The sequence below is a fragment of the Psychroflexus gondwanensis ACAM 44 genome (assembly GCF_000355905.1).
In the GTDB taxonomy this organism is placed as follows: Bacteria; Bacteroidota; Bacteroidia; order Flavobacteriales; family Flavobacteriaceae; genus Psychroflexus; species Psychroflexus gondwanensis.
Genome location: NZ_APLF01000001.1, coordinates 36,000 through 57,094, shown reverse-complemented (window position 1 = coordinate 57,094; position 21,095 = coordinate 36,000). Strand labels below are relative to the sequence as shown.

19 protein-coding genes are annotated in these 21,095 nt (G+C 35.9%); all 19 read left to right on the top strand.

Going from position 1 to position 21,095, the window contains the following annotated elements:
• Positions 1-7: 7 nt before the first annotated feature.
• The 19 genes from PGOND44_RS15110 to PGOND44_RS00195 all read left to right on the top strand — a co-directional run bounded on the left by PGOND44_RS15110 (position 8) and on the right by PGOND44_RS00195 (position 21,093).
• On the top strand, positions 8-613 hold the full coding sequence (locus tag PGOND44_RS15110; RefSeq protein WP_003434565.1) for a nucleotide pyrophosphohydrolase: 606 nt from the start codon (positions 8-10) through the stop codon (positions 611-613).
• Positions 614-636: 23 nt separating this feature from the next.
• Positions 637-2,493: a DUF2075 domain-containing protein gene (locus tag PGOND44_RS00280; RefSeq protein WP_003434562.1), complete on the top strand. Its 1,857-nt coding sequence runs from the start codon at positions 637-639 to the stop codon at positions 2,491-2,493.
• 477 nt (positions 2,494-2,970) lie between these two features.
• Positions 2,971-4,425 carry a lipopolysaccharide biosynthesis protein gene (locus tag PGOND44_RS00275; protein WP_003434559.1) on the top strand — a complete coding sequence of 485 codons (1,455 nt, stop codon included), beginning with the start codon at positions 2,971-2,973 and terminating at the stop codon, positions 4,423-4,425.
• Positions 4,426-4,427: 2 nt separating this feature from the next.
• Complete coding sequence (gene dut, locus PGOND44_RS00270) at positions 4,428-4,859, top strand: dUTP diphosphatase (RefSeq protein ID WP_003434557.1); 432 nt, start codon at positions 4,428-4,430, stop codon at positions 4,857-4,859.
• A gap of 57 nt (positions 4,860-4,916) precedes the next feature.
• Positions 4,917-5,558 (top strand): hypothetical protein, encoded by a 642-nt coding sequence (locus PGOND44_RS00265; RefSeq protein WP_003434556.1) that lies wholly within the window; start codon positions 4,917-4,919, stop codon positions 5,556-5,558.
• A 9-nt stretch (positions 5,559-5,567) separates the two neighbouring features.
• Positions 5,568-6,581, top strand: a complete 1,014-nt coding sequence (locus PGOND44_RS00260) for a sugar phosphate nucleotidyltransferase (protein ID WP_003434555.1) — start codon at positions 5,568-5,570, stop codon at positions 6,579-6,581.
• A 6-nt stretch (positions 6,582-6,587) separates the two neighbouring features.
• Positions 6,588-7,952, top strand: a complete 1,365-nt coding sequence (locus PGOND44_RS00255; RefSeq protein WP_003434554.1) for a tetratricopeptide repeat protein — start codon at positions 6,588-6,590, stop codon at positions 7,950-7,952.
• Positions 7,952-8,722 (top strand): DUF4292 domain-containing protein, encoded by a 771-nt coding sequence (locus tag PGOND44_RS00250; RefSeq protein WP_003434553.1) that lies wholly within the window; start codon positions 7,952-7,954, stop codon positions 8,720-8,722. The genes PGOND44_RS00255 and PGOND44_RS00250 overlap by 1 nt, the downstream gene beginning before the upstream one ends.
• On the top strand, positions 8,722-9,930 hold the full coding sequence (locus PGOND44_RS00245; protein WP_003434552.1) for a murein hydrolase activator EnvC family protein: 1,209 nt from the start codon (positions 8,722-8,724) through the stop codon (positions 9,928-9,930). Before PGOND44_RS00250 ends, PGOND44_RS00245 begins: the two co-directional genes overlap by 1 nt.
• A gap of 154 nt (positions 9,931-10,084) precedes the next feature.
• The gene (locus PGOND44_RS00240) at positions 10,085-11,089 is read left to right on the top strand and encodes an AAA family ATPase (RefSeq protein ID WP_003434551.1); all 1,005 of its coding nucleotides are present in this window, start codon (positions 10,085-10,087) and stop codon (positions 11,087-11,089) included.
• 98 nt (positions 11,090-11,187) lie between these two features.
• Positions 11,188-12,051, top strand: coding sequence for a DUF58 domain-containing protein (locus tag PGOND44_RS00235; protein WP_003434550.1), 864 nt, complete (start codon positions 11,188-11,190; stop codon positions 12,049-12,051).
• Positions 12,052-12,056: 5 nt separating this feature from the next.
• Positions 12,057-13,697 carry a hypothetical protein gene (locus tag PGOND44_RS00230; RefSeq protein ID WP_003434549.1) on the top strand — a complete coding sequence of 547 codons (1,641 nt, stop codon included), beginning with the start codon at positions 12,057-12,059 and terminating at the stop codon, positions 13,695-13,697.
• Entirely contained in the window at positions 13,694-14,698 is a 1,005-nt protein-coding gene (locus PGOND44_RS00225; RefSeq protein WP_003434547.1) for a vWA domain-containing protein, read from the top strand. The genes PGOND44_RS00230 and PGOND44_RS00225 overlap by 4 nt, the downstream gene beginning before the upstream one ends.
• A complete protein-coding gene (locus PGOND44_RS00220) occupies positions 14,699-15,748 on the top strand; it encodes a vWA domain-containing protein (RefSeq protein ID WP_003434544.1) in 1,050 nt (349 codons plus the stop codon). It begins immediately after the preceding gene.
• Positions 15,723-16,595 (top strand): tetratricopeptide repeat protein, encoded by an 873-nt coding sequence (locus PGOND44_RS00215; protein WP_223810171.1) that lies wholly within the window; start codon positions 15,723-15,725, stop codon positions 16,593-16,595. The genes PGOND44_RS00220 and PGOND44_RS00215 overlap by 26 nt, the downstream gene beginning before the upstream one ends.
• Before the next feature lie 3 nt (positions 16,596-16,598).
• Positions 16,599-18,356 carry a BatD family protein gene (locus PGOND44_RS00210; protein ID WP_040555627.1) on the top strand — a complete coding sequence of 586 codons (1,758 nt, stop codon included), beginning with the start codon at positions 16,599-16,601 and terminating at the stop codon, positions 18,354-18,356.
• A 1-nt stretch (position 18,357) separates the two neighbouring features.
• Entirely contained in the window at positions 18,358-19,107 is a 750-nt protein-coding gene (locus PGOND44_RS00205) for a tetratricopeptide repeat protein (protein WP_003434537.1), read from the top strand.
• Between the two features lie 51 nt (positions 19,108-19,158).
• Positions 19,159-19,449 carry a hypothetical protein gene (locus PGOND44_RS00200; protein WP_003434535.1) on the top strand — a complete coding sequence of 97 codons (291 nt, stop codon included), beginning with the start codon at positions 19,159-19,161 and terminating at the stop codon, positions 19,447-19,449.
• 78 nt (positions 19,450-19,527) lie between these two features.
• A complete protein-coding gene (locus PGOND44_RS00195; RefSeq protein ID WP_003434533.1) occupies positions 19,528-21,093 on the top strand; it encodes a SulP family inorganic anion transporter in 1,566 nt (521 codons plus the stop codon).
• The last annotated feature ends 2 nt before the right edge of the window (positions 21,094-21,095 follow it).

Below are 21,095 nucleotides of genomic sequence, written 5' to 3'. Positions count from 1 at the left end.
TCAAGTCATGATAAGCATCCATTTTCCCAGAAACGATAAAGAAGCATCGGCTTACAATGGTTTCTTAGATAGAGAAGGCAATTTCAATAAGCTATTCCTAGCTGAAGAATTTGGATCAGTTTTAAACTTAGAAAGTGGAATTAATCAATTTTTAAACGAAAATGCATACAAGTCGGTAAGTTTTGGAAGTATAGATGAAACCATTATTCTTGAGAATGATGTTTTAAGCCTATCTAGAGTCGAAATAAAGGCATCAGTTTTACTTGTTATATACAGAGGCATTAACTCTTCACTTAACCCAATTATTGAAGCCTTAGAGGTGTTTAGAGAAGAAAGAGATTGGAAACAATTCCACAATCCTAAAGATCTGTCAATGGCATTATCTATCGAAGCCAGTGAATTACTAGAATGTTTTCTTTGGAAAGATATCTCAACCACTAATAAAGACCAAATCAATGAGGAGGTCGCTGATGTTTTTTCCTATTTGTTGTACATCGCCACAGATTTGGGAATTGACCTAGAATCAGTCACCTTGGAAAAGATTAAAATAAACTCAAAAAAGTATCCAATTTCAAAATCTAAAGGTGTCAATACTAAATACAATAAACTATAATTCACTAACAAAAACTTAAGTATATGCTTGTTTACAACAAGACCAAAAAAAAATTTAGTGATGATATTTTAACTAATAATATCCATAATATTGTTTCCCAACAGATACTTGAACGTACTGGTAAAAAAGTAGCTAATAACGAGTTGAGGTCTTTTCAGAACTCACTTCAGTATATGGATAGAGTGCTATATGATAATGAAATCCCTGAAGATTGTGGGATTTCTATTGAGTACCATTTACCTCAAACTTCAAAAAGAGTTGATTTTATTGTATCAGGCACTTCTGAAGGTCAAGAAAATGTCATTATTGTGGAGTTAAAGCAATGGCAACAAGCTGAATTAACCCCAAAGGATGGAATTGTAAAAACAAGATTTCAACACGGTGTCACAGAAACAAGTCACCCCTCCTATCAAGCTTGGTCATATGCAGCCTTATTACAATCATTTAATGCCACAGTAGACGAAGAGAACATTAAATTGCACCCTTGCGCTTACCTTCACAATTATGAACCTGACGATAATATCACCAACGAATTTTACAGCTATTACATAGAAAAAGCGCCAGTTTTCCTTCAACCTGATGCGATCAAGCTAAGAGAGTTTATAAAACGCTTCATAAAAGAAGGTGACCATTCCAATATTATGTTCCGCATCGACAATGGTAAAATTAAACCTACCAAAAGCCTTGCTGATAGCTTAAAAAACATGATCAAAGGGAATCAAGAGTTTGTAATGATTGATGACCAAAAAGTTGTATATGAGACAGCTTTGGATTTAGGAATCAAGTCAAATGAAAAAAATAAAAATGTACTTATTGTAGAGGGTGGTCCAGGCACAGGTAAATCTGTTGTTGCTATAAATTTGTTGGTAGAGCTTAACAGAAGAGGCAAGATGTCGCAGTATGTTACTAAAACTTCTGCCCCACGAGATGTGTACTTTGAAAAATTATCTGGAACAAAGAAAAAAGTTGAACTTAAAAATCTATTTGTAGGTTCGGGAACGTTTATCAACGCACCTGAAAACGCAATAAACACTCTTATAGTTGATGAGGCACATCGCTTGACAGAACGTACTGGGTTTTTAAAAAGAGGAAAAAACCAAATCATTGAGATTTTAGAAACAGCTTTATCATCAATATTCTTCATTGATAAGAATCAACGTGTTTCTGTAGACGATTACGGTGAATCTTATTTAATAGAGAAGTTTGCTGAAGAACGAAAAATAGGCGTTACTAAACTAAAATTAGAATCGCAGTTTAGATGTAATGGTTCTGACGGTTACTTAGCTTGGCTAGATAATGTTTTGCAAATTAGAGAAACTGCAAATTTTGATTTAGAAAGCCTTGATTATGAATACGATTTTAAAGTTTTTGATGATCCTTTAGCTCTTCAGCAAGAAATCTTTAAAAAAAATAAAATAAACAATAAAGCAAGATTAGTGGCAGGCTATTGTTGGGCTTGGGATAGTAAAAAGAATCCTGACGTTTACGATTTCAAAGAGGAGGAATTTGGCTTTAATATGAAGTGGAATATGACTGATTATGGTGGCAAATGGGTTATAGATGAAGAATCTGTTACTGAAATCGGATGTATTCATACAGCTCAGGGGCTCGAACTTGACTACGTAGGTGTTATTATTGGAGAAGACCTCATTGTTCGGGATGGAGAAATATTAGTACAGCCTATAAAACGTGATAAGGGTGATAGAACTGTGTTTGGCTGGAAAAGTGGCATAAAGGTTAATCCAGAATATTGGAAATCACTTTTAAAAGAGATAATCAAAAATACCTATAGAACCTTAATGACTAGGGGGATGAAGGGCTGCTATATATATTGTAAAGACAAAGAGACGAGTGATTATTTCAAGCAACAACTTTATTAAACAATTATTTTAATCAGCTTAAATAATATTCCAACAAAAACGGCGGGTAATAACTAAGAATTCTTACAGTCGTTTAAGATTATAACGTTTTTTCAGTAACCCAACATTAATGTCCTGTTTTGAAGGGGATGGTTACATCGCCTTTAGATATATAGGCAGCGGTGGTGAAGCTAATGATGGAACTTATGAATTGGATGATATCTTAATTTCTGTTGAGTAGGTAAGGTATGCTGAACTTGAAGAGGAGGCATCTCAATTTAGGAAAACTCTCTTTCTAACCCGACCAATGAAATTTTAAGAGGGGTTTTCGGAATCTTAGAATATTAAAAGTCAAGAGAATTGAAGACCCTGAAATAAGTCAGCCTACCAGTTGCATTCAGTCAAGTTTAGGGTGACAGATTACCAAGTTATGTGACAACTTATTTTGTCACGGTTCGACTTTATAATTTACTACATTTGAAAAAATGAATTTTTCGGGTGAGTATCTATAAAAAGCTTTTTAAAAACACCTTTATTTACGGAGTAGCGACAGTAATCCCGAGGATGCTTTCAGTTATTTTGGTTCCCTTATATACAGGGGTCCTAGAAAATACTTCTTTTGGAGATTACTCCATCATCTTCTCCTACTTTGTTATTTTCAATGTGATTTTAGCCTATGGGATGGAAACGGCTTTTTTCAGGTTTTATAATAAAGAAGAAGATAAATCTCAAGTGATACACACCTCCACTTGGTCTATTCTCATCACAACTCTAGCTTTTCTAGCCTTAGCCTACCTATCGATATCAAACATTGAAAATTTCACACGGATTAATCCTCAAAATCTACAAATCATCATTTGGATTTTGGCTTTAGATGCTTTGGCTATTATCCCATTTTCCTGGTTAAGAGCGACCAACCAACCTGTAAAATTTGCATTTATCAAAACTGTGAATGTTGCCATTAATTTGGGTTTGAGCGTGTTTTTTCTCCTCTATTTGGGTCAATGGTCTGAAACAAATTCTTTTTTCCAATCGATCTATATTCCCAATTTTGAAGTGACTTACATCTTTATCTCTATGCTAATTGCCAGTGGGGTTACTTTGTTTCTCTTATTCGATTTCTTTAAGAAAATCAAATTTCAATTTAACTGGAGTTTATGGAAATCTATGATGTCCTATGGTCTTCCGGTTTTGGTTGCGGGCTTAGCCTTTTCTATCAATGAAGTTGTAGATCGCTTGTTTTTGGAACGGATGTTACCAGAAAATATAGCTAAAGAGCAAATTGGGATTTACTCGGCTTGCTATAAGCTGGGGATGTTTATGACTCTCTTTGCTACGGCGTTCAGATTGGGTATAGAGCCTTTCTTTTTTAGCCATGCGTCTAGCAAAAATCCCAAAACAGCTTACGCGATGATCACCAAATATTTTGTGATTGTTGGTTCTATAATTTTATTGGGCGTTATGGTATTTGCAGACCTCTTTAAACAGCTTTTAATTCAAGATGAAAGCTATTGGGAAGCCATGAAGATTGTTCCAATTATTCTACTGGCCAATTTGTTTTTAGGAATTTATCATAATCTATCTGTTTGGTATAAAGTCACAGACAAAACTCATTATGGTGCCTATATTTCCTCAATTGGAGCGCTTTTTACAATAGGAATCAATATTTGGTTAATTCCTAAAATAGGGTATGTAGGATCTGCTATTGCTACCTTAACTGCTTATGCTAGCATGATGTTACTTTCGTTTTTCTTAGGCCAAAAGCATTATGCCATTCCTTATAAATATGGTAAAATATTAATCTACTTAGGTGTTTCAATTCTATTTTCTATACTTTCGTTTTATTACTTTAGAGAAAATTACCTAGTGGGAATTTCTCTTATTATAGTTTTCTGTAGTGGAGTTTATTTCAACGAAAAAGAGGAACTCCAAAGACTTATAAAAACAAAATAACCATGAAAGTAAAGATTATCAATCGTTCCGATTTTGAATTGCCTAAGTATGAGACGTCTCAATCTGCAGGAGTAGACCTTAAAGCAAATATTAAGGAACCTATTCATTTAGAAAGCTTAGAGCGCTGTCTTGTCAAAACAGGACTTTTTATAGAACTTCCTTTTGGTGTGGAAGCCCAAGTAAGACCAAGAAGCGGTTTGGCTCTCAAAAAAGGCATTACCGTTCTCAATTCTCCAGGCACTATAGATGCAGATTACCGTGGAGAAATTGGAGTTATTCTGGTGAATCTATCCAAAGAAACCTTTACCATAAATTCAGGCGATCGTATCGCTCAACTTGTTCTAGCACAACACGAACAAGCGGAGTGGCAAGAAGAAGATACCCTAACAGAAACTCAAAGAGGGGAAGGAGGATTTGGAAGTACGGGACAATAATAGGTATTTTAAAAGCAAATCAAGAACGGAGGGTTCTACTTTTAATTTTAGATAGATATGACATTCGAAAAAGACTTTAAAGAAGCACTTAGCTTTCTTCCAGACAAAGAAAAAGATAAGCTCATATTGCGCCTGCTGAAGAAAGATAAGATACTGGCTAAGCGTTTACATTTTGAACTGGTGAGTTCCACTAGTTTAGAAGATAAGCGCTCCCAAATGGAAGAGAATATTAAAGAAAGAACGAAACTGTTTGACAAGGAATTTTACTCTGTGGGATATTTAAATATGGACATCCGTTTTTTGAGTGGGGATATAACCGAACACGTTAAAGTTACCAAAGATAAATTTGGAGAGGCTAGTCTAAACTTGCTTTTATTGAAGGAAGTTTTAAAACATAATAACCCTCATATTATTAAAGCTACGCCGCGTAAATTTAAAAAAATAGGGGTAGCGCTCATCGCTAGAGCTTATAAAATTCTTGTTCTCATCGATAAATTAGACCAAGATTACCTACTAGAGCTAGAAGAAAACCTCAAAGAATTAGGTGGCCTTATCGTAGATAACCCCCCTTTAATGAAAATGGCAATTTTCTGCGGACTTGATGTTAATTGGTTTATTCGAGCAGAGATCCCAGAAAACATATCAGAAATTTACAAGCATGTAAGAGCGGAAGGCTATCTTAGTGCAAAAAATTATTAAATTTACTTTATGAAAATTATAGTTCCCATGGCCGGAAGAGGCTCAAGACTAAGACCACATACACTTACCATTCCGAAACCCTTAATACCTATTGCTGGAAAACCTATTGTACAGCGTTTGGTTGAAGGTATTGCAGATGTACTTGAAGATGAAATTGATGAAATAGCTTTTATTATTTCTGAAGATTTTGGTGTTGAAATTGAAACAAAGCTGAAAGAGATTGCGACAGGTTTAAAGGCGAAATCGACTATTTATTATCAAGATAAACCTTTAGGAACGGGTCATGCCATTATGTGTGCTAAAGACTCATTGAGCGGTCCTGCTGTAATTGCCTATGCCGATACCCTGTTTAAAGCTGATTTCAAATTAGACAAAGAAGCCGATGCAGTTATGTGGGTGAAACAGGTAGAAAACCCTGAAGCTTTTGGGGTCATAAAATTGAATGACAAAGGGCAAATCACAGAGTTAGTAGAAAAATCTAAGGACTTTGTTTCTGACCTGGCAGTGATTGGGATTTACTATTTTAAAGAAGTCTCACAGCTCAAAACTCAGTTGGAGAAAGTCATTGAAGAAAACATCATGCATGGCGGTGAATACCAAATCAATGATGGGATTAAGAAGATGAAAGAAAATGGTGCTATTTTTAAACCAGGACAGGTTGATGAATGGATGGATTGTGGCAATAAACAGGTGACCGTTGAGACGAATTCTAGAATGCTGAAATTTATTCATGAAGACCAAAAAGAACAATTGATTTCTTCTTCCGTAAAAATTGTAAATTCTGAAATTATAGAGCCTTGTTTTATTGGGGAAAACGTGTTTTTGAAAAATGCTAAAATCGGTCCAAATGTTTCCATTGGAAATGGTACAATGATTGATAATTCATCCATTAAAAACTCCTTGATTCAAGAAAACTCACAGGTTCTTAATGCTAAGCTCGATAAGGCTATGATAGGGAACTTCGCCAAATTTGATGGGAATTTCACTTCCGTAAGCATAGGAGATTATTCGGTTTTAGATTAAAAAAGTATGTCAAAACAGGTTCGTCTTTTTTGTTGTCTGCTAATGCTGCTGTCCTTTTACAGTTATGCTCAGGAAAAAGACAATTTATCTGAAGAGATCAACGTGGATAATCTTGGAGATAACACAGACGAATTTCAAGAGACTTTCTTTAAAGCGATCGCCCAAAGGGCTGTAGAAAATCCTCAAAAAGCGATAGAAGAATTAGAAAAATGCTTAAAGCTTCAGCCCGAAAATACGGCGGTGTATTACGAATTAGCCAAAAACTACATCGATTTGGGAGCCTACGATAAGGCAGAAACCTTTTTTAAAAAGACTTTAGAAGATCCAAAATACATAGAAAATATAAACATTCACAGGCAGTTGTTTTATGTCTATTCCATGCAGAAAAGGTATGATGATGCTATAGAGGTAGCCCAATTTATAGCTGAAAAGGATCCAGTATATTATCAAGAGTTGTCGAATTTGTATTTGATTCAAAATGAATATCAAAAAGCTTTACAAGCATTGGATCGTTTTGATGCTAGAGAGGGTTTAGACGAGTTTCGAGATCAATTCCGAATGGTCATTTATAAAGAAGGGAACCTCTTAAAAAAAGGGATCAAATATTTTGAAGACAGGTTTCAAAATTCTTTGGAAGATACTCGAGCGGCAACATACCTTATGGAGCTTTATAGGCTTAATAACTCTCCAGAAGAATCTATAAAAGTTGGGATTCTTGTGCAAGAACACTCTGTATTTAACCCAGAAATTAATGTAGAGTTAGCATTAGCTTATTTGGTGACTAGAAATATCCCCAAAGCTAAAGCTTACAGTCAAAAAGTTGTGGAAAGCCTTACTCTAGAAGAAAAAGATAAAGTAAAAGTAATCAACACCTTCAAAGCGTTTGCTCTCCAAAATCCAGATGCCCAAGACGCTTTTGTAAGCGTATTAGACTCCGCACTCACCTCAGAAAAGAACTCATCCAGCAAAGCAGAATTAGGAGAATTTTACAAATCTAGAGATAAGCAGAAAGCCTTAGACAATTATAAATCTGCTTTACGCAATAAGCCTAATGATTTCAGGTTAATAACAAATATCATTGAGCTTGAAGTGGAGTTAGATAAGTTCGAGGACCTATTCAACACCAGTGAAGAAGCTTTACAGAGTTACCCTTCGCAAGCATTGCTATATTATAGTAAAGGATTAGCTTTGAACAAATTGAAAAAACACCAAGCAGCTATTGAGGTTTTGGAAGAAGGTTTGGACTATATTTTCGAGGATAATAAACTAAAGCGAAGCATGTTTGAAATTTTGAAAGAGTCCTATTTAGCATTAGGTGAAATTCAAAAAGCTGAGGCTTACAAGAAGAAATTAATAATAATAGCAAATTGATGAATCGTCATTTTTTACATATTAGCTTGGCCTTGTTGGTAGTGTTAACTATTTCAAGTTGCAAGTCCTTAAAAAGCAATTCGGGTTCTGGGTTGAAAGAAAAATCAGCTAGAGTGGTCATAAATAGGTATGAAGATAATTTTGCCGACTTTAAAACGGCCAATGGGACTATGAAAGCGAAGTATGAGGCTGAAGATGATTCCCAGTCTATTACTATTTCATACAGAATTGAAAAAGATAAGACGATTTGGATGAGTGCAAAATTAATGGGGTTATTGACTGTTGCCAAAGTGTATATTACTCCAGATCGGTTTATGTATTACGAAAAGATAAATAAAACTTACTTTGATGGCGATTTTTCCATGGCCAAAGAGTTTCTTGGAGTCGATGTAAACTTTCAAAATCTTCAGAATTTATTAATAGGCAAACCAATGTTCGATCTGGAAAAGAAACAAATGCTCTTCGATGAGAATACATATATCTTTTTGCAGAATGTCAAAAATATTTTAGCCTATTCGGCGAGTATAGATGGGCGTCAATTTGAAATGAAATCTCAATCACTTCGGAATCAAAATAACGAAAGTTTGGTGGTAGATTACGAACGATTTCAATTGATCAATAAAAAGAAATTTCCTTCCAAAATAAGGATGACTGCCCAAAATGCTGATGAGAAAGTGAGAATTGATCTAGATTATCGCTCGGTTAATTTTGATGAAGAACTCAGCTTCCCCTTCTCTATTCCAAATAACTACGAACTCTTAGGATTTTGATGAAATACCTTCAGTACATATTTGTCTTCCTCATAGTTTGTGCGAGCCAACAGGCTTTTACGCAAACTCGGGTGGAGCTTGAAGCCAAACGTCAAGCCATTCAGCAGGAAATTGACGAGATCAATAAAATTATAAGAACTACAGAAACAAAAGGGAGATCGGCTTTAAGTGAGTTTGAAGACCTTCAGAATAGAATTAAAGCGACAGAAAGATTAATCCAGGTCAATAACCAAGAGGCCAATTTGCTGACAAGAGAAATCACTAGCAATGCCAATAAAATTGATAGGTTTCGAAATGAGCTTATACAACTCAAGGACGATTATGAGCAAATGATACAGAAGTCCTATAGAAGTAAATCCAATAAAAGCAGGATCATGTTTTTGTTTTCTTCGGAGTCTTTTCTGCAAGCTTACAAAAGGATTCAATACATGAAGCAGTTTGCACAATACCGCAAAAAGCAAGGGGTTGAGGTTATGGCGCAAACCAAAGCACTGCAAAATCTCAACTCAACTTTGTTTGAGCAGCGCAGAGACCAAGAAAAAATTTTAGCAGAAAATCGCCAAACGAAATCTAGGCTGGTGAGTGATAAAAATACGCAAGAACAACTTCTGGCCAGTATCAATAAACAGAAGAAAAAATATGCTTTGGAGCTTAATCAAAAGCAAAAAGAAGTGAGCAGGATAGATCGTGAAATCGATAGATTGATACGGGAAGCTATCGCGAAAGAGAATAAAAAAGTAGGATCGGATGCCAAGGCAACCTTTGAGCTTACTCCAGAGGCAAAGGCTTTAGCCAAAGATTTTGCCAACAATAAAGGCAAGCTTCCTTGGCCAGTAAAATCTGGAGTTGTGTCTATGCGCTTTGGTGAACGCCCTCACCCCATTGTCAAAACCATTAAGATAATGAGTAATGGGGTAAGGATAGATACTGAGAAAAACGGCACCGCAAGAGCTGTTTTTGAAGGAGAGGTAAGCCAGGTAAGTAAAATCCCAGGGGCCAATGTTGTGGTTATGGTAAGACACGGGGATTATTTGTCCATCTACAATAATCTTCAAAAAGTATTTGTAAAATCTGGAGATAAGGTAGAACGAGGAGAAGAACTGGGTGAAATAGGAATCAACTCTTCCTCCGGTAAAACGACTCTCATCTTTCAATTGTTTAAGAACACTTCCAAACTAAATCCGGAACAGTGGATCTATAAAATGTAAAGTATTTCTTATATATTTATTGATATTTTACCCAGACTCATAAGCTTATGGTAAATCCTTTATTTTTAACCAAGCCTTAACAACACAGAATGAATTTAATTTTCAATTTGCAACTTGATATAAGATTAAGTTATAACGCTATAAGAAATTAGATATGGATCAGGATCAAGCTAATGTAGACATTGCCTCGATTAACGAAAAAATAGAAAAAGAAAGTGCTTTTGTAGACATTCTTACCAACGAAATGAATAAAGTGATCGTTGGTCAAAAGCACATGATTGAAAGGTTATTGATAGGTTTATTGGGACAAGGCCATATTTTACTAGAAGGGGTGCCAGGCTTGGCAAAAACCTTGGCGATTAACACGTTAGCGAAAGCAGTACAAGGAAGTTTTAGTAGGATTCAATTTACGCCAGACTTACTTCCTGCTGATGTTGTAGGGACTATGATTTTCAATATGAAAGAAAATGATTTCAGCATTAAAAAAGGCCCGATTTTCGCCAATTTTGTTTTAACCGATGAGATCAATCGTGCGCCCGCCAAAGTACAATCTGCCCTGCTAGAAGCTATGCAGGAAAAGCAAGTGACTATTGGAGATGAAACGTTTATATTGGACAAGCCCTTCTTGGTAATGGCCACTCAAAATCCCGTAGAACAAGAAGGAACATACCCTTTACCCGAAGCTCAAGTGGATAGGTTTATGTTGAAAACCGTTATAGATTATCCAACCATTCAAGATGAGCAATTGGTGATGAGGGCCAATCTCGATAACAGCTTTGGGAAAGTGAATCCAGTTATTTCTACCGAGCAAATCCTGAGAGCTCAAAGCGCTGTGAGGGAGGTGTATATGGACGAAAAGATTGAAAAATATATTTTGGATATTGTTTTTGCTACTCGTTATCCTGAGAAATATAAATTGGCCGAGATTAAGCCTCTAATCAGTTTTGGAGCTTCTCCAAGGGGAAGTATCAATTTGGCGATAGCAGCAAAATGTTATGCTTTTATCAAAAGAAGAGGTTATGTTATACCAGAAGACGTTAGAGCAGTAGTCTACGATGTGTTAAGACACAGAGTCGGAATTACCTACGAAGCCGAGGCAGAAAATATAAAATCTGAAGATCTAATAAGCAAAATTATAAACGAAATAGAAGTGCCGTAAATTTAAGTTCAAACCTATATGCACAAATTTTAAATCGCTTAATAATTAAAATACCTTAACGATTTAGTTCTAGATCGAATCATTAGTTTGCAGAATCCATGGATACCAAATCGCTTTTAAAGAAAGTTAGAAAAATAGAAATCAAAACGCGTCGGTTAAGCGATCATGTTTTTGGTGGAGAATACCATTCTACATTCAAAGGGCGGGGGATGACGTTTAGTGAAGTGAGAGCCTACCAGTTTGGAGATGATGTAAGGTCTATAGATTGGAATGTGACTGCTCGGTACAATGAGCCTTTTATAAAAGTGTTTGAAGAAGAACGGGAGTTAACGATGATGTTGCTCGTGGATATTTCAGAATCTACTGTCTTTGGGACTAGAGAAACCTTCAAAAAGGATATCATAACTGAAATGGCAGCTACCTTAGCTTTTTCGGCCACCCAAAATAATGATAAAATTGGTCTGATGTTATTTTCAGATCAAATAGAGCTTTATATCCCACCTAAAAAAGGGAGAATGCATGTTTTGCGAATTATAAGGGAACTCATTGAGTTTAAGCCTTCTCATAAAACTACCGACTTGACAAAAGCCTTCAAATATCTTATAGATATGATGAAGAAAAAAGCGATAGTGTTTGTGTTGTCAGATTTTTTATCCGACGACTACGAGCATACTTTAAAGATTTTAGGGAAGAAGCATGATGTCACAGGAATCCGTATTTTCGATGAGAGAGAAGAAGAACTCCCTAATTTGGGAATGGTTCAAATGCGAGATGCCGAAACAGGAGAGGCAATATGGGTAAATACGTCAAGTAAATCGACAAGGAAAACCTTCACAAAACAGTATAGGGACCGAGTGGATTATTTTCAAAGAGCCTTCAAGCTAAGTGGATCCGGCTATTTAAGCAATCGAGTCGATGAAAACTACGTGATAAAACTCCTTGGCTATTTCAAATCCAGATAAGAGTTATGCAAAAGCCATTACATCCCTATAACTTCGATATAACAAGGAAACTCACTTTGAGTATTATCCTAGTGTTTGTTTTTGGTTACGCTTATTCACAAGAGGTAAAGTTCAAAACCAATGCGGATACCATTAAAATTGGAGAGCAGGTAGATTATACTATTGAAGTTGAAAATATAAGCAACGAAGACTTTGTAGTGTTTCCAAAAGATCAAACTTTTGTGCCCTTGGAAATGGTGGAAGATTATAAAATCGATACCACTCAACCTGAAGCAAAAAACTTTAAACTCACCAAGCTTTATAAACTTACACAATTCGATTCTGGAACCTACTCCGTTCCACCGCAATTGGTGAAAATAAACGATAAGGCATTTTACACAGACTCCCTTAGGATAAGAGTGAACGATGTGGTTTTGGATACGACTCAACAAAAGTTGTTTCCTATAAAACCATCAATTGGAGTAGAAAAGCCTTTCCGTATTGCATCTTGGTTTTGGTGGGCGATAGGAATTATAGCAGTATTAGCCATTATAGCTTTCTTATTATTCAAATTCAAGAAGAAAAGAGACTTAGCCAAAAAGAGAATTCCTCCTTTCCAACAAGCGATGATTTATCTTAAAGAACTAGATAAATCCTCTGCACTAGAGTCTAGAAATTTTAAGGAGTATATTACAGAACTCACCAATATTACCAGAAGATACTTGGAAGAAAAACTAGAAATAAGAGCGATGGAATATACTACCAATGAGCTTATTTCAGAATTAATCTTCAGAAAAGAAAAGAAAAAGCTAGCGTTGAAAGACGATATCATAGCAGAGTATGAAAAGATTTTAAGGAGAGCAGATCTAGCAAAATTCGCCAAAAGCAAACCAGATCTCATCACCCTGAAATCGGATAGAAAGCAAATTGAAAATTTTCTGAAAAACGTTCAAAGTGCTATTCCGCAAATTACAGAGGAGGAAAAGAAAAAAGACAAAGCGTTTCAAGAAGCTCTAGCGAAGAAACGAAGAAAACAAAAATGGATTGTAGGAATAATCCTCGGAGCAGTATTGATTATCGCTGTAGTTTCTGCGGTGATAGCCACCAAAGGCTATGCTTATGTTAAAGATAGTATTATAGGGAACCCAACCAAAGAATTACTGGAAGGCGATTGGATGACCAGTGATTATGGAGTTCCGCCAATGAGTATGACCACACCAGAAGTCCTGGTTCGAGGGGATTACGAACTTCCTGAAAGTCTAAAACAGAATGTAGCAGACAGCGAGATGTATAGCTCTGGATCTATGTACCAAAGCCTTTATATACTGCTCAATCAAATACGTTTTAAAGAAGCTCAAGAGATAGATCTAGATGCTGTTGTAGATGGAATTTACACTGATTTTGAAGAAAGAGGGGCTTATAATATCGTGACTAAATCTGAAGAGTTTGAAACTATTGGAGGGGTGAAAGGGAAAAAAGTATTTGGAAGTTTTGCCATAGAAAACCCGATTACAAAAAGCGACATTAGAAAAGAATATCAAATTTTGAATTTTGGTAAAGGAGGATTCCAGCAAATCATCATCATCCATGATGGTGATGACGAATATGGAGAAAGCATTACTAAACGAATTATCAATGCAGTTGAATTTAAATCTTTAGGAAAATGATGATTTTTGAAAACTTTACTTTTGAAAATCCAAGCTGGTTTTGGTTACTACTTTCCATTCCATTAGCGGTGTTTTGGTATTGGAAAAAAAGAGATCAACAAAATGCTAGCTTAAAGATGTCTAGTACGCAAGGGTTTAAGAAAAGTACTTTAGCAAAGTTACGTCCTCTTCTCTTTATCTTAAAAATGCTAGCCTTGGTGTTATTAACTATAGCGATGGCAAGACCAAGAACAGTAGATGTAACAACCAAAGTCAAGAAAACAGAAGGAATCGATATAATTATGGCTGTAGATATCTCTGCCAGTATGTTGGCTAGAGATTTGGAACCCAACCGGCTGGAAGCTTTAAAAAAAGTAGCTATTAATTTTATAGAAGGTCGACCAAACGATCGTATTGGACTTGTGATTTACGCTGGAGAAAGTTATACTAAAACCCCTTTAACCAGTGATAAGTCTATCATATTTAATGCTATCAACGATCTGGAGTATACTCAAAATATAGAAGGAGGAACTGCTATAGGCATGGGATTGGCAACCTCTGTCAATAAATTGAAAGATAGTAAGGCCAAAAGTAAAGTGATTATTTTATTGACAGATGGTGAGAACAATGCGGGTTTTATAGATCCTAAAACAGCAACACAACTCGCTACGGAATACGATATTAAAACCTACACCATTGGAGTAGGCAGCAATGGTATGGCATTATCTCCTGTGGGGATAAAAGCAAACGGACAATTTGAATACAGAAATATGGAAGTCAAAATCGATGAAGCTTTGCTTAAAACCATAGCTGAAAGTAACGGCGGTAAATATTTTAGAGCCACCGACAATCAAAAGTTTGAAGCTATTTATGAAGAGATTGACGCCTTAGAAAAAACAGAAATTGAAGAATTTAAGTTTTATAATTACGATGAGAAATATAGACTCTTCCTTATTCTAGCTGGAGGTTTATTATTTATAGAATTTTTATTGAAACACACACTTTTTAGAAGCTTTGTATAAATGTTTATAATAGAAGAACAAATTTATTTTTGGGGTTTCCTAGTGTTACCAATCTTGTTGTTTTTGTTCTTGAGCCATGTGTATTGGAAAAAGAAAGCTCAACATAAATTTGCAGACACCAAGCTTTTTAAAAAGCTGGCGCCCAATCAATCGAGTTTTAAAGCCAATTTAAAGTTCATAGTTTTAGCCCTTGCCTTTTGTTGTTTTGTCATGGCTTTAGTCAATCCAAAACTAGGGACCAAAATGGAAACTATCAAGCGAGAAGGAGTAGATATTGTCTTTGCCCTGGATGTTTCAAAAAGTATGTTAGCCGAAGATATCGCTCCTAATAGACTGGAAAAATCGAAGCGAATCATCACCGAAATAGTGAATAAGCTTACGGCAGACCGCGTGGGATTAGTAGGTTATGCGGGGAGCGCTTTTCCTCAAGTGCCCATTACGACGGATTATGCGAGTACAAAGACCTTTTTGCAAAGCATGAATACAGATATGGTTTCTAGTCAAGGTACAGCCATTTCGCAAGCTATAGACCTAGCCAAATCGTATTATAATGACGATGATCAAACCAATAAAGTCTTAATTATACTTTCTGAAGGTGAAGATCATGACAGTAATGTTGAAAGCATGGCAGAAACAGCTGCTGCTGAAGGAATTAAAATATATACTATTGGCGTAGGAACCGAACGAGGAGATCCTATTCCTATTAAAAAAGAAGGTAGAATTCAGTCCTACTTAAAAGATGACAATGGAGAAATTGTCATAACTAAACGAGACACGGAAACTCTTCAAAAAATTGCTGAAATTGGTAATGGGGCTTACATAGACGGGACAAACACGTCCGATGCTGTTGACGATATCTTAAAAGAATTACAAAAAATTGAAAAAACAGAGTTTGAAGCAAAACAATTTGCCGATTTTAAGAGTAAATACCAATGGTTTCTAGCTTTTGGTATATTTTTGGTTCTATTTGATATCTTGCTACTAGAGCGCAAAACGGCTTGGATAAATAGATTAAATTTATTTAATGAACATGAAAAAGATGATGCTTAGAAGAAAAATAGTATTAACCTTAGCCATATTGGCCTTTGGTGTTGCCCTAGGTAATGCTCAAAACATGTCTAAGGCTTCCAAGGAAACCAAAACATTACTGGCAGAGGCGCAAATCAATGCGGGCAATTTTCCTATTTCTGAAGCTAAAGTTCGACAAGCTAAAGCGATGGACCAAGACAACTCAGATATCAGTTACAATTTTGGAAATTTGTATTTAGAAAACAATGAAATTGAGTCTGCTAAACTTCGTCTTATCGAGGCGATTGAGTCTACAGAGGATAAATCACTAAAGCATAAAAGTTACCATAACTTGGGTAACACCTTCATGAAGGAGGAGCAATATCAATTTGCTGTAGATGCGTATAAAGATGCTTTACGGAACAATCCTACAGATGAAGAAACCAGATATAATCTTGCTTACGCCAAGTCGAAATTGAAAGATGAGAAAAACGACGGCAGTAAGGATGGTGACGACAAAGAGGATAAAAGTCAGGATAAAAAAGAAGATGAAAGTAAGGATAATAAAGACAAAGGCGATAACGAGGACAAGGAAAAAGACAACAAAAATAAAGATCAAGAGGAAGACAAAGGCGATCAAAACGAAAACAAAGAAGATCAAAAAGATAAAGAAGGAGATAAAGGCAAGCAGGAAAAAGAACAAGAAGGAGATGGAGGGAAGGATGAGCAAAAGCAGCCACCACAACCTCAAAATAAAAAAGGACAAATCTCACCAGAGCAAATTGAGCGTTTGCTAGAAGCTATAGAGAATCAAGAGAAAGATGTGCAGGAAAAACTCAATGCACAAAAAGCTAAAGGACAGAAATCCAAAACAGGAAAAGACTGGTAAAACATGAAAAGTGTAACGTTCTTAATGTTTTTTTTAATAGGGCTAACCTCGTTAGCTCAAGTTACTTTTACGGCAGAAGCTAGTAGAACAAAAATTGGAATAAACGAACGTTTAAAAGTAGATTTTACCGTAGATGCTAACGGAGACGATTTTATACCTCCAAACTTCAACGGTCTTCAAAAAATTGGAGGCCCTAATCAATCTTTTTCTCAATCTTGGAAAAATGGTAAGAGTTCATTTCAAAAAACGTTTACGTATTTCTTTCAGCCAGAGAAAAGAGGGACTATTACTATTGGCCAAGCGGAAATTACAGTAGAGGGTCAAGTCTACAAGACCTCACCAATTGAAATAGAAGTCACTGCTGCAGTCGATACCCCCAATCAATCTAAAGCAGTTGCCCAGGCTGGCGACGGCATACATCTTATAGCAGAAGTGAGTAAATTCCAACCCTACCTCAACGAAGGAATTTATGTGGTGTACAAGCTTTTTTTGAGTCCTACGGTGAACATTAGAAACTGGAGACCTTTGGATGATCCTAAGTTTGAAGGCTTTTGGAGTCAAAATATCAATATTGATCAATTAGAACTGAAACAAGGAGAATTTGGTGGACAGCCTTATCGTTACGTCGAACTCCGTAAAACAGTTCTTTATCCTCAAAGAACAGGAGAGTTGAAAATTGAACCTTTATCTCTATCTGTTTCTGTAGAAGTTCCCACAGACAAAAGGGATTTCTTTGGAAGACGAACCTATGAGGTTGTCGAAAAGAATTTTTCTGCCAATACCCGAATTGTAGATGTGAAACCTCTTCCAGAAGAAGGTAAGCCAGAAAATTTCTCTGGTGCGGTAGGTGAGTTTGATTTTAAACTAAAAGCTAACAGACAAGAACTAGATGCTCAAATGTCTTTGGAATTGACTTCAGAAGTGAGTGGAAAAGGAAATTTGAAACTGTTCAATATGCCAGAAATCCGCACGCCATCTTCATTTGAAGTCTATGAGCCAGAGCGCCAAGAAAACGTAAGAACGTCGAGTCTAGGTATGCAGGGTAGAGTGAGTGAAAAATACACTGTGATTCCAGAATTCAAGGGAGATTATACCATACAACCTGTACCTTTTTCTTATTTCAACCCAAGAACTGAATCCTACGAGACTTTAAATTCTAGTCCTATCTCTATAAAAGTGAATTCGGGACCGGAGCGACCGAGAGAGGCTGTGACAACCTCAGGGGGAGATAATGCTAAAGCTCAAAATATAATTTCCTCGAAGAACAACTTCAATTATATAAAGTTGAAGACCAACTTGAAGCAAAAAGATACTCCAGAGTTTTTCCAGTCTCCATTATACTGGACATTATTCTTTGCCCCCTTTTTGGCGATACCGTTTATGCTGATTTTTGGGAAAGTAAAAAACAGAGAAACAGATCAGAATCAATTACTACGAAAAAGAGCGAACAAGTTGGCCAAGCGCTATTTATCTGAAGCTAAAAAGAATTTAGGAACTTCTAAGCCTTTTTATGAAGCCTTAGAAAGAGCTTTGCATAATTATCTAAAAGCTAAATTGAAAATACAGACCTTGGAAATGCACAAAGATAAAATTCAAGAGCTCTTGAGTGCTAAAGGCATTTCTCAAGAAACAACGACTCGATTTTTAAAACTTCTTGAAAATTGTGAATTGGCCAGATATTCTCCTTCAGTCACAAAGGACATGCAGTCTGATTTTGAAAAAGCCGCCAAAGTGATTTCTGAAATTGATAAAGAAGTTTAATATGAAATACTATCTCTACATATTAATAGGACTCCTCAGTTATACTGGATTTTCTCAGTCTGAAGATACTTTTGAAAAAGCAAACGAGGCTTATGCCGATGACCAATTCCCTGAAGCTGTCCAGTTATACTCCAGTTTATTGGATGACGGCTTAGTTTCAACTGAATTATACTTCAATTTGGGGAACGCTTATTTTAAACAAAATGATTTAGCCAATGCTATATTTCATTATGAAAAAGCACTTCAACTCAACCCTGCAGACCAAGAGGTGAGAGAAAATCTTGAGATTGCCAATACCCAAACTATCGATAAGATTGAAAATGCACCAGAGTCCAATCTAAACACTATGGTCTATACTACTACACACTTGCTAAAGGTGGATACTTGGGCTTGGGTAAGTATCGTTCTTTCTTTGTGTTTTGGTTTTTTTATGGTGTTGTATTTCAGGTCTGGAACCACTCGTAAAAAACGCAGCAACTTTTTTGTTGCCACTTTATTTTTAGTGTTTGGAGCAACGAGTTTACTATTTGGACGTTTTCAAAATCAATTTTTAGGCGAGCAGTCTTTTGCTATCATCTTTCAAGATCAAGTGCAAGCTCATGTAGAGCCCAATCCACGAAGCGATGTTAACTTTCAATTGAACAAAGGAACTAAAGTAAGTACGGGCTCTATCTTTAGAGAATTTACTCAAATAGAACTCTCCGACGGGTCTAAAGGATGGGTCAAGACTACAATTTTAAAAAAACTATAACACTAGCTAGTCATCCCATTTTTGTAATTAATCCATATATTTGCATTATATATGAGATTAAAAATATTTATACTTCTTTTTTCCTTTTCCAACCTTATCATCACTCCTACTTTGTTAATGTTAACGGTAGAAGACGGTGTTGACATAAGTTTTGTGTTCAATGCTAATGAGGAAGAAAATTCAGAAAAAAACAGTGTATCTTTTAGTGATTATATCGTTGATGAAAACTTAATGACCAGTGGTTTCTCGTATAGAGATTTATCCAGTTCAACGGCACCTTACCTTTTGAATTACAAAGCTATTCATCAAAAAATAGTCTGTCCCCCTCCCGATTTTTTATAATTGAATTCGCCATTTTTTTCAATTATCTATTAAATCAATAAATGCTCTTTTCTAAAAGAGCATGGATAAATTAATTTTATGTTTAAACATTTAAACAAAGACCTACCCTCAAGTGTAGTTGTCTTTTTTGTGGCATTACCCTTATGTTTGGGTATTGCCTTGGCCAGCGGAGCTCCGCTTTTTGCCGGAGTTATAGCCGGAATAATAGGAGGGCTTGTTGTGGGTTCCATAAGTGGATCTTCATTAGGAGTAAGCGGTCCAGCAGCAGGTCTTGCCGTAATAGTACTTAGTGCAATTGCAAGCTTAGGTAAATACGAGTACTTCTTGGTAGCTGTAGTGATAGGAGGAGCTATTCAAATTTTATTAGGTATTTTGAAAGCTGGAGTCATTGGATATTATTTCCCGTCCTCTGTCATAAAGGGCATGCTAGCTGGAATTGGTATCATCATTTTTTTAAAGCAATTCTCTGTGGCTTTTGGCTTACCAGATAATTATGAGTTTTTTCATTATAATATAAAGGTAATGATAGATAATATCATCTTAGCTTGGGATGGGCTTTCTATAGGGACTCTAAGTATCACACTAATCAGTATTGGGATTATGTTATTTTGGTCTAAGGTTTTAGAAAAAAAATACCAATTTTTTAAAGTAATCCCAGGCCCTTTAGTCGCTGTTATTATGGGGATTCTCTACAAGTTATTTATAGAGGATGCCAGCGTATTTGGAATTGCAGATTCCAATCTAGTTTCAGTTCCTGTACCCAGTAGCTTTTCAGACTTTATGACTCAATTCACTTTTCCAGATTTTTCAATTATAACAAGCTCCGAAGTTTGGGTTGTCGGGTTTACTATTGCAGTTGTGGCTAGTTTGGAAACCCTACTAAGTGTAGAAGCAACAGATAAGCTAGACCCTAGAAAGCGAGTAACACCAACAAATAGAGAATTGCTTGCTCAAGGAACAGGTAATATGCTCTCTGGCTTTATAGGAGGCTTACCCATTACACAAGTGATTGTAAGAAGTTCTGCCAACATCCAATCTGGAGGACGTACTAAATTATCGGGAATACTACATGCGGTATGGTTGCTTCTCGCAGTCGTTTTTATCCCAGATTTACTTAATCTCATCCCACTAGCAGTTCTTGCTGGAGTCTTATTTATTGTAGGCTATAAACTAGCGAAACCTTCTTTATTTGTAAAGATGTTTAAGCTTGGAAGGACTCAGTTTTTACCTTTCATAGTGACTGTAGGAGGTATTGTTTTAAGTGATTTGCTCACAGGAATAGGCTTGGGCCTTGTTGTAGGTCTAATTGTAATTCTCATTAAAAGCTATCAGAATTCACATTTTTTACATGTAGAAGATAAAACGGGTGATGGGAAACTTGTAAAAATGACTTTTGCTGAAGAAGTTACGTTTTTCAATAAAGGGGCCATCTTAAAATCTCTTAACGATATTGCAAAGCATTCCAATGTTGAAATCGATATCAGAAAATCTAAATATTTGGATTACGATATTTTGGAAATTCTTGAAGATTTTAAAACCAAAGCTAAAAATAGGGATATTTATATAACGATCATTTCAGACCGAGGAAAATTTGAAAATCCAGACAGTTATCAGAAATTTTTTAATTTAAAGTCAAACTACTAATT

Bases quoted from the DNA above. Each gene is read 5' to 3' on its own strand.
- PGOND44_RS00280 (WP_003434562.1), top strand. From the start codon at position 637: ATGCTTGTTTACAACAAGACCAAAAAAAAATTTAGTGATGATATTTTA.
- dut (WP_003434557.1), top strand. From the start codon at position 4,428: ATGAAAGTAAAGATTATCAATCGTTCCGATTTTGAATTGCCTAAGTAT.
- PGOND44_RS00205 (WP_003434537.1), top strand. From the start codon at position 18,358: ATGAAATACTATCTCTACATATTAATAGGACTCCTCAGTTATACTGGA.
- PGOND44_RS00265 (WP_003434556.1), top strand. From the start codon at position 4,917: ATGACATTCGAAAAAGACTTTAAAGAAGCACTTAGCTTTCTTCCAGAC.
- PGOND44_RS00245 (WP_003434552.1), top strand. From the start codon at position 8,722: ATGAAATACCTTCAGTACATATTTGTCTTCCTCATAGTTTGTGCGAGC.
- PGOND44_RS00250 (WP_003434553.1), top strand. From the start codon at position 7,952: ATGAATCGTCATTTTTTACATATTAGCTTGGCCTTGTTGGTAGTGTTA.
- PGOND44_RS00260 (WP_003434555.1), top strand. From the start codon at position 5,568: ATGAAAATTATAGTTCCCATGGCCGGAAGAGGCTCAAGACTAAGACCA.
- PGOND44_RS00230 (WP_003434549.1), top strand. From the start codon at position 12,057: ATGCAAAAGCCATTACATCCCTATAACTTCGATATAACAAGGAAACTC.
- PGOND44_RS15110 (WP_003434565.1), top strand. From the start codon at position 8: ATGATAAGCATCCATTTTCCCAGAAACGATAAAGAAGCATCGGCTTAC.
- PGOND44_RS00225 (WP_003434547.1), top strand. From the start codon at position 13,694: ATGATGATTTTTGAAAACTTTACTTTTGAAAATCCAAGCTGGTTTTGG.
- PGOND44_RS00220 (WP_003434544.1), top strand. From the start codon at position 14,699: ATGTTTATAATAGAAGAACAAATTTATTTTTGGGGTTTCCTAGTGTTA.
- PGOND44_RS00255 (WP_003434554.1), top strand. From the start codon at position 6,588: ATGTCAAAACAGGTTCGTCTTTTTTGTTGTCTGCTAATGCTGCTGTCC.
- PGOND44_RS00235 (WP_003434550.1), top strand. From the start codon at position 11,188: ATGGATACCAAATCGCTTTTAAAGAAAGTTAGAAAAATAGAAATCAAA.
- PGOND44_RS00210 (WP_040555627.1), top strand. From the start codon at position 16,599: ATGAAAAGTGTAACGTTCTTAATGTTTTTTTTAATAGGGCTAACCTCG.
- PGOND44_RS00200 (WP_003434535.1), top strand. From the start codon at position 19,159: ATGAGATTAAAAATATTTATACTTCTTTTTTCCTTTTCCAACCTTATC.
- PGOND44_RS00215 (WP_223810171.1), top strand. From the start codon at position 15,723: ATGAACATGAAAAAGATGATGCTTAGAAGAAAAATAGTATTAACCTTA.
- PGOND44_RS00240 (WP_003434551.1), top strand. From the start codon at position 10,085: ATGGATCAGGATCAAGCTAATGTAGACATTGCCTCGATTAACGAAAAA.
- PGOND44_RS00195 (WP_003434533.1), top strand. From the start codon at position 19,528: ATGTTTAAACATTTAAACAAAGACCTACCCTCAAGTGTAGTTGTCTTT.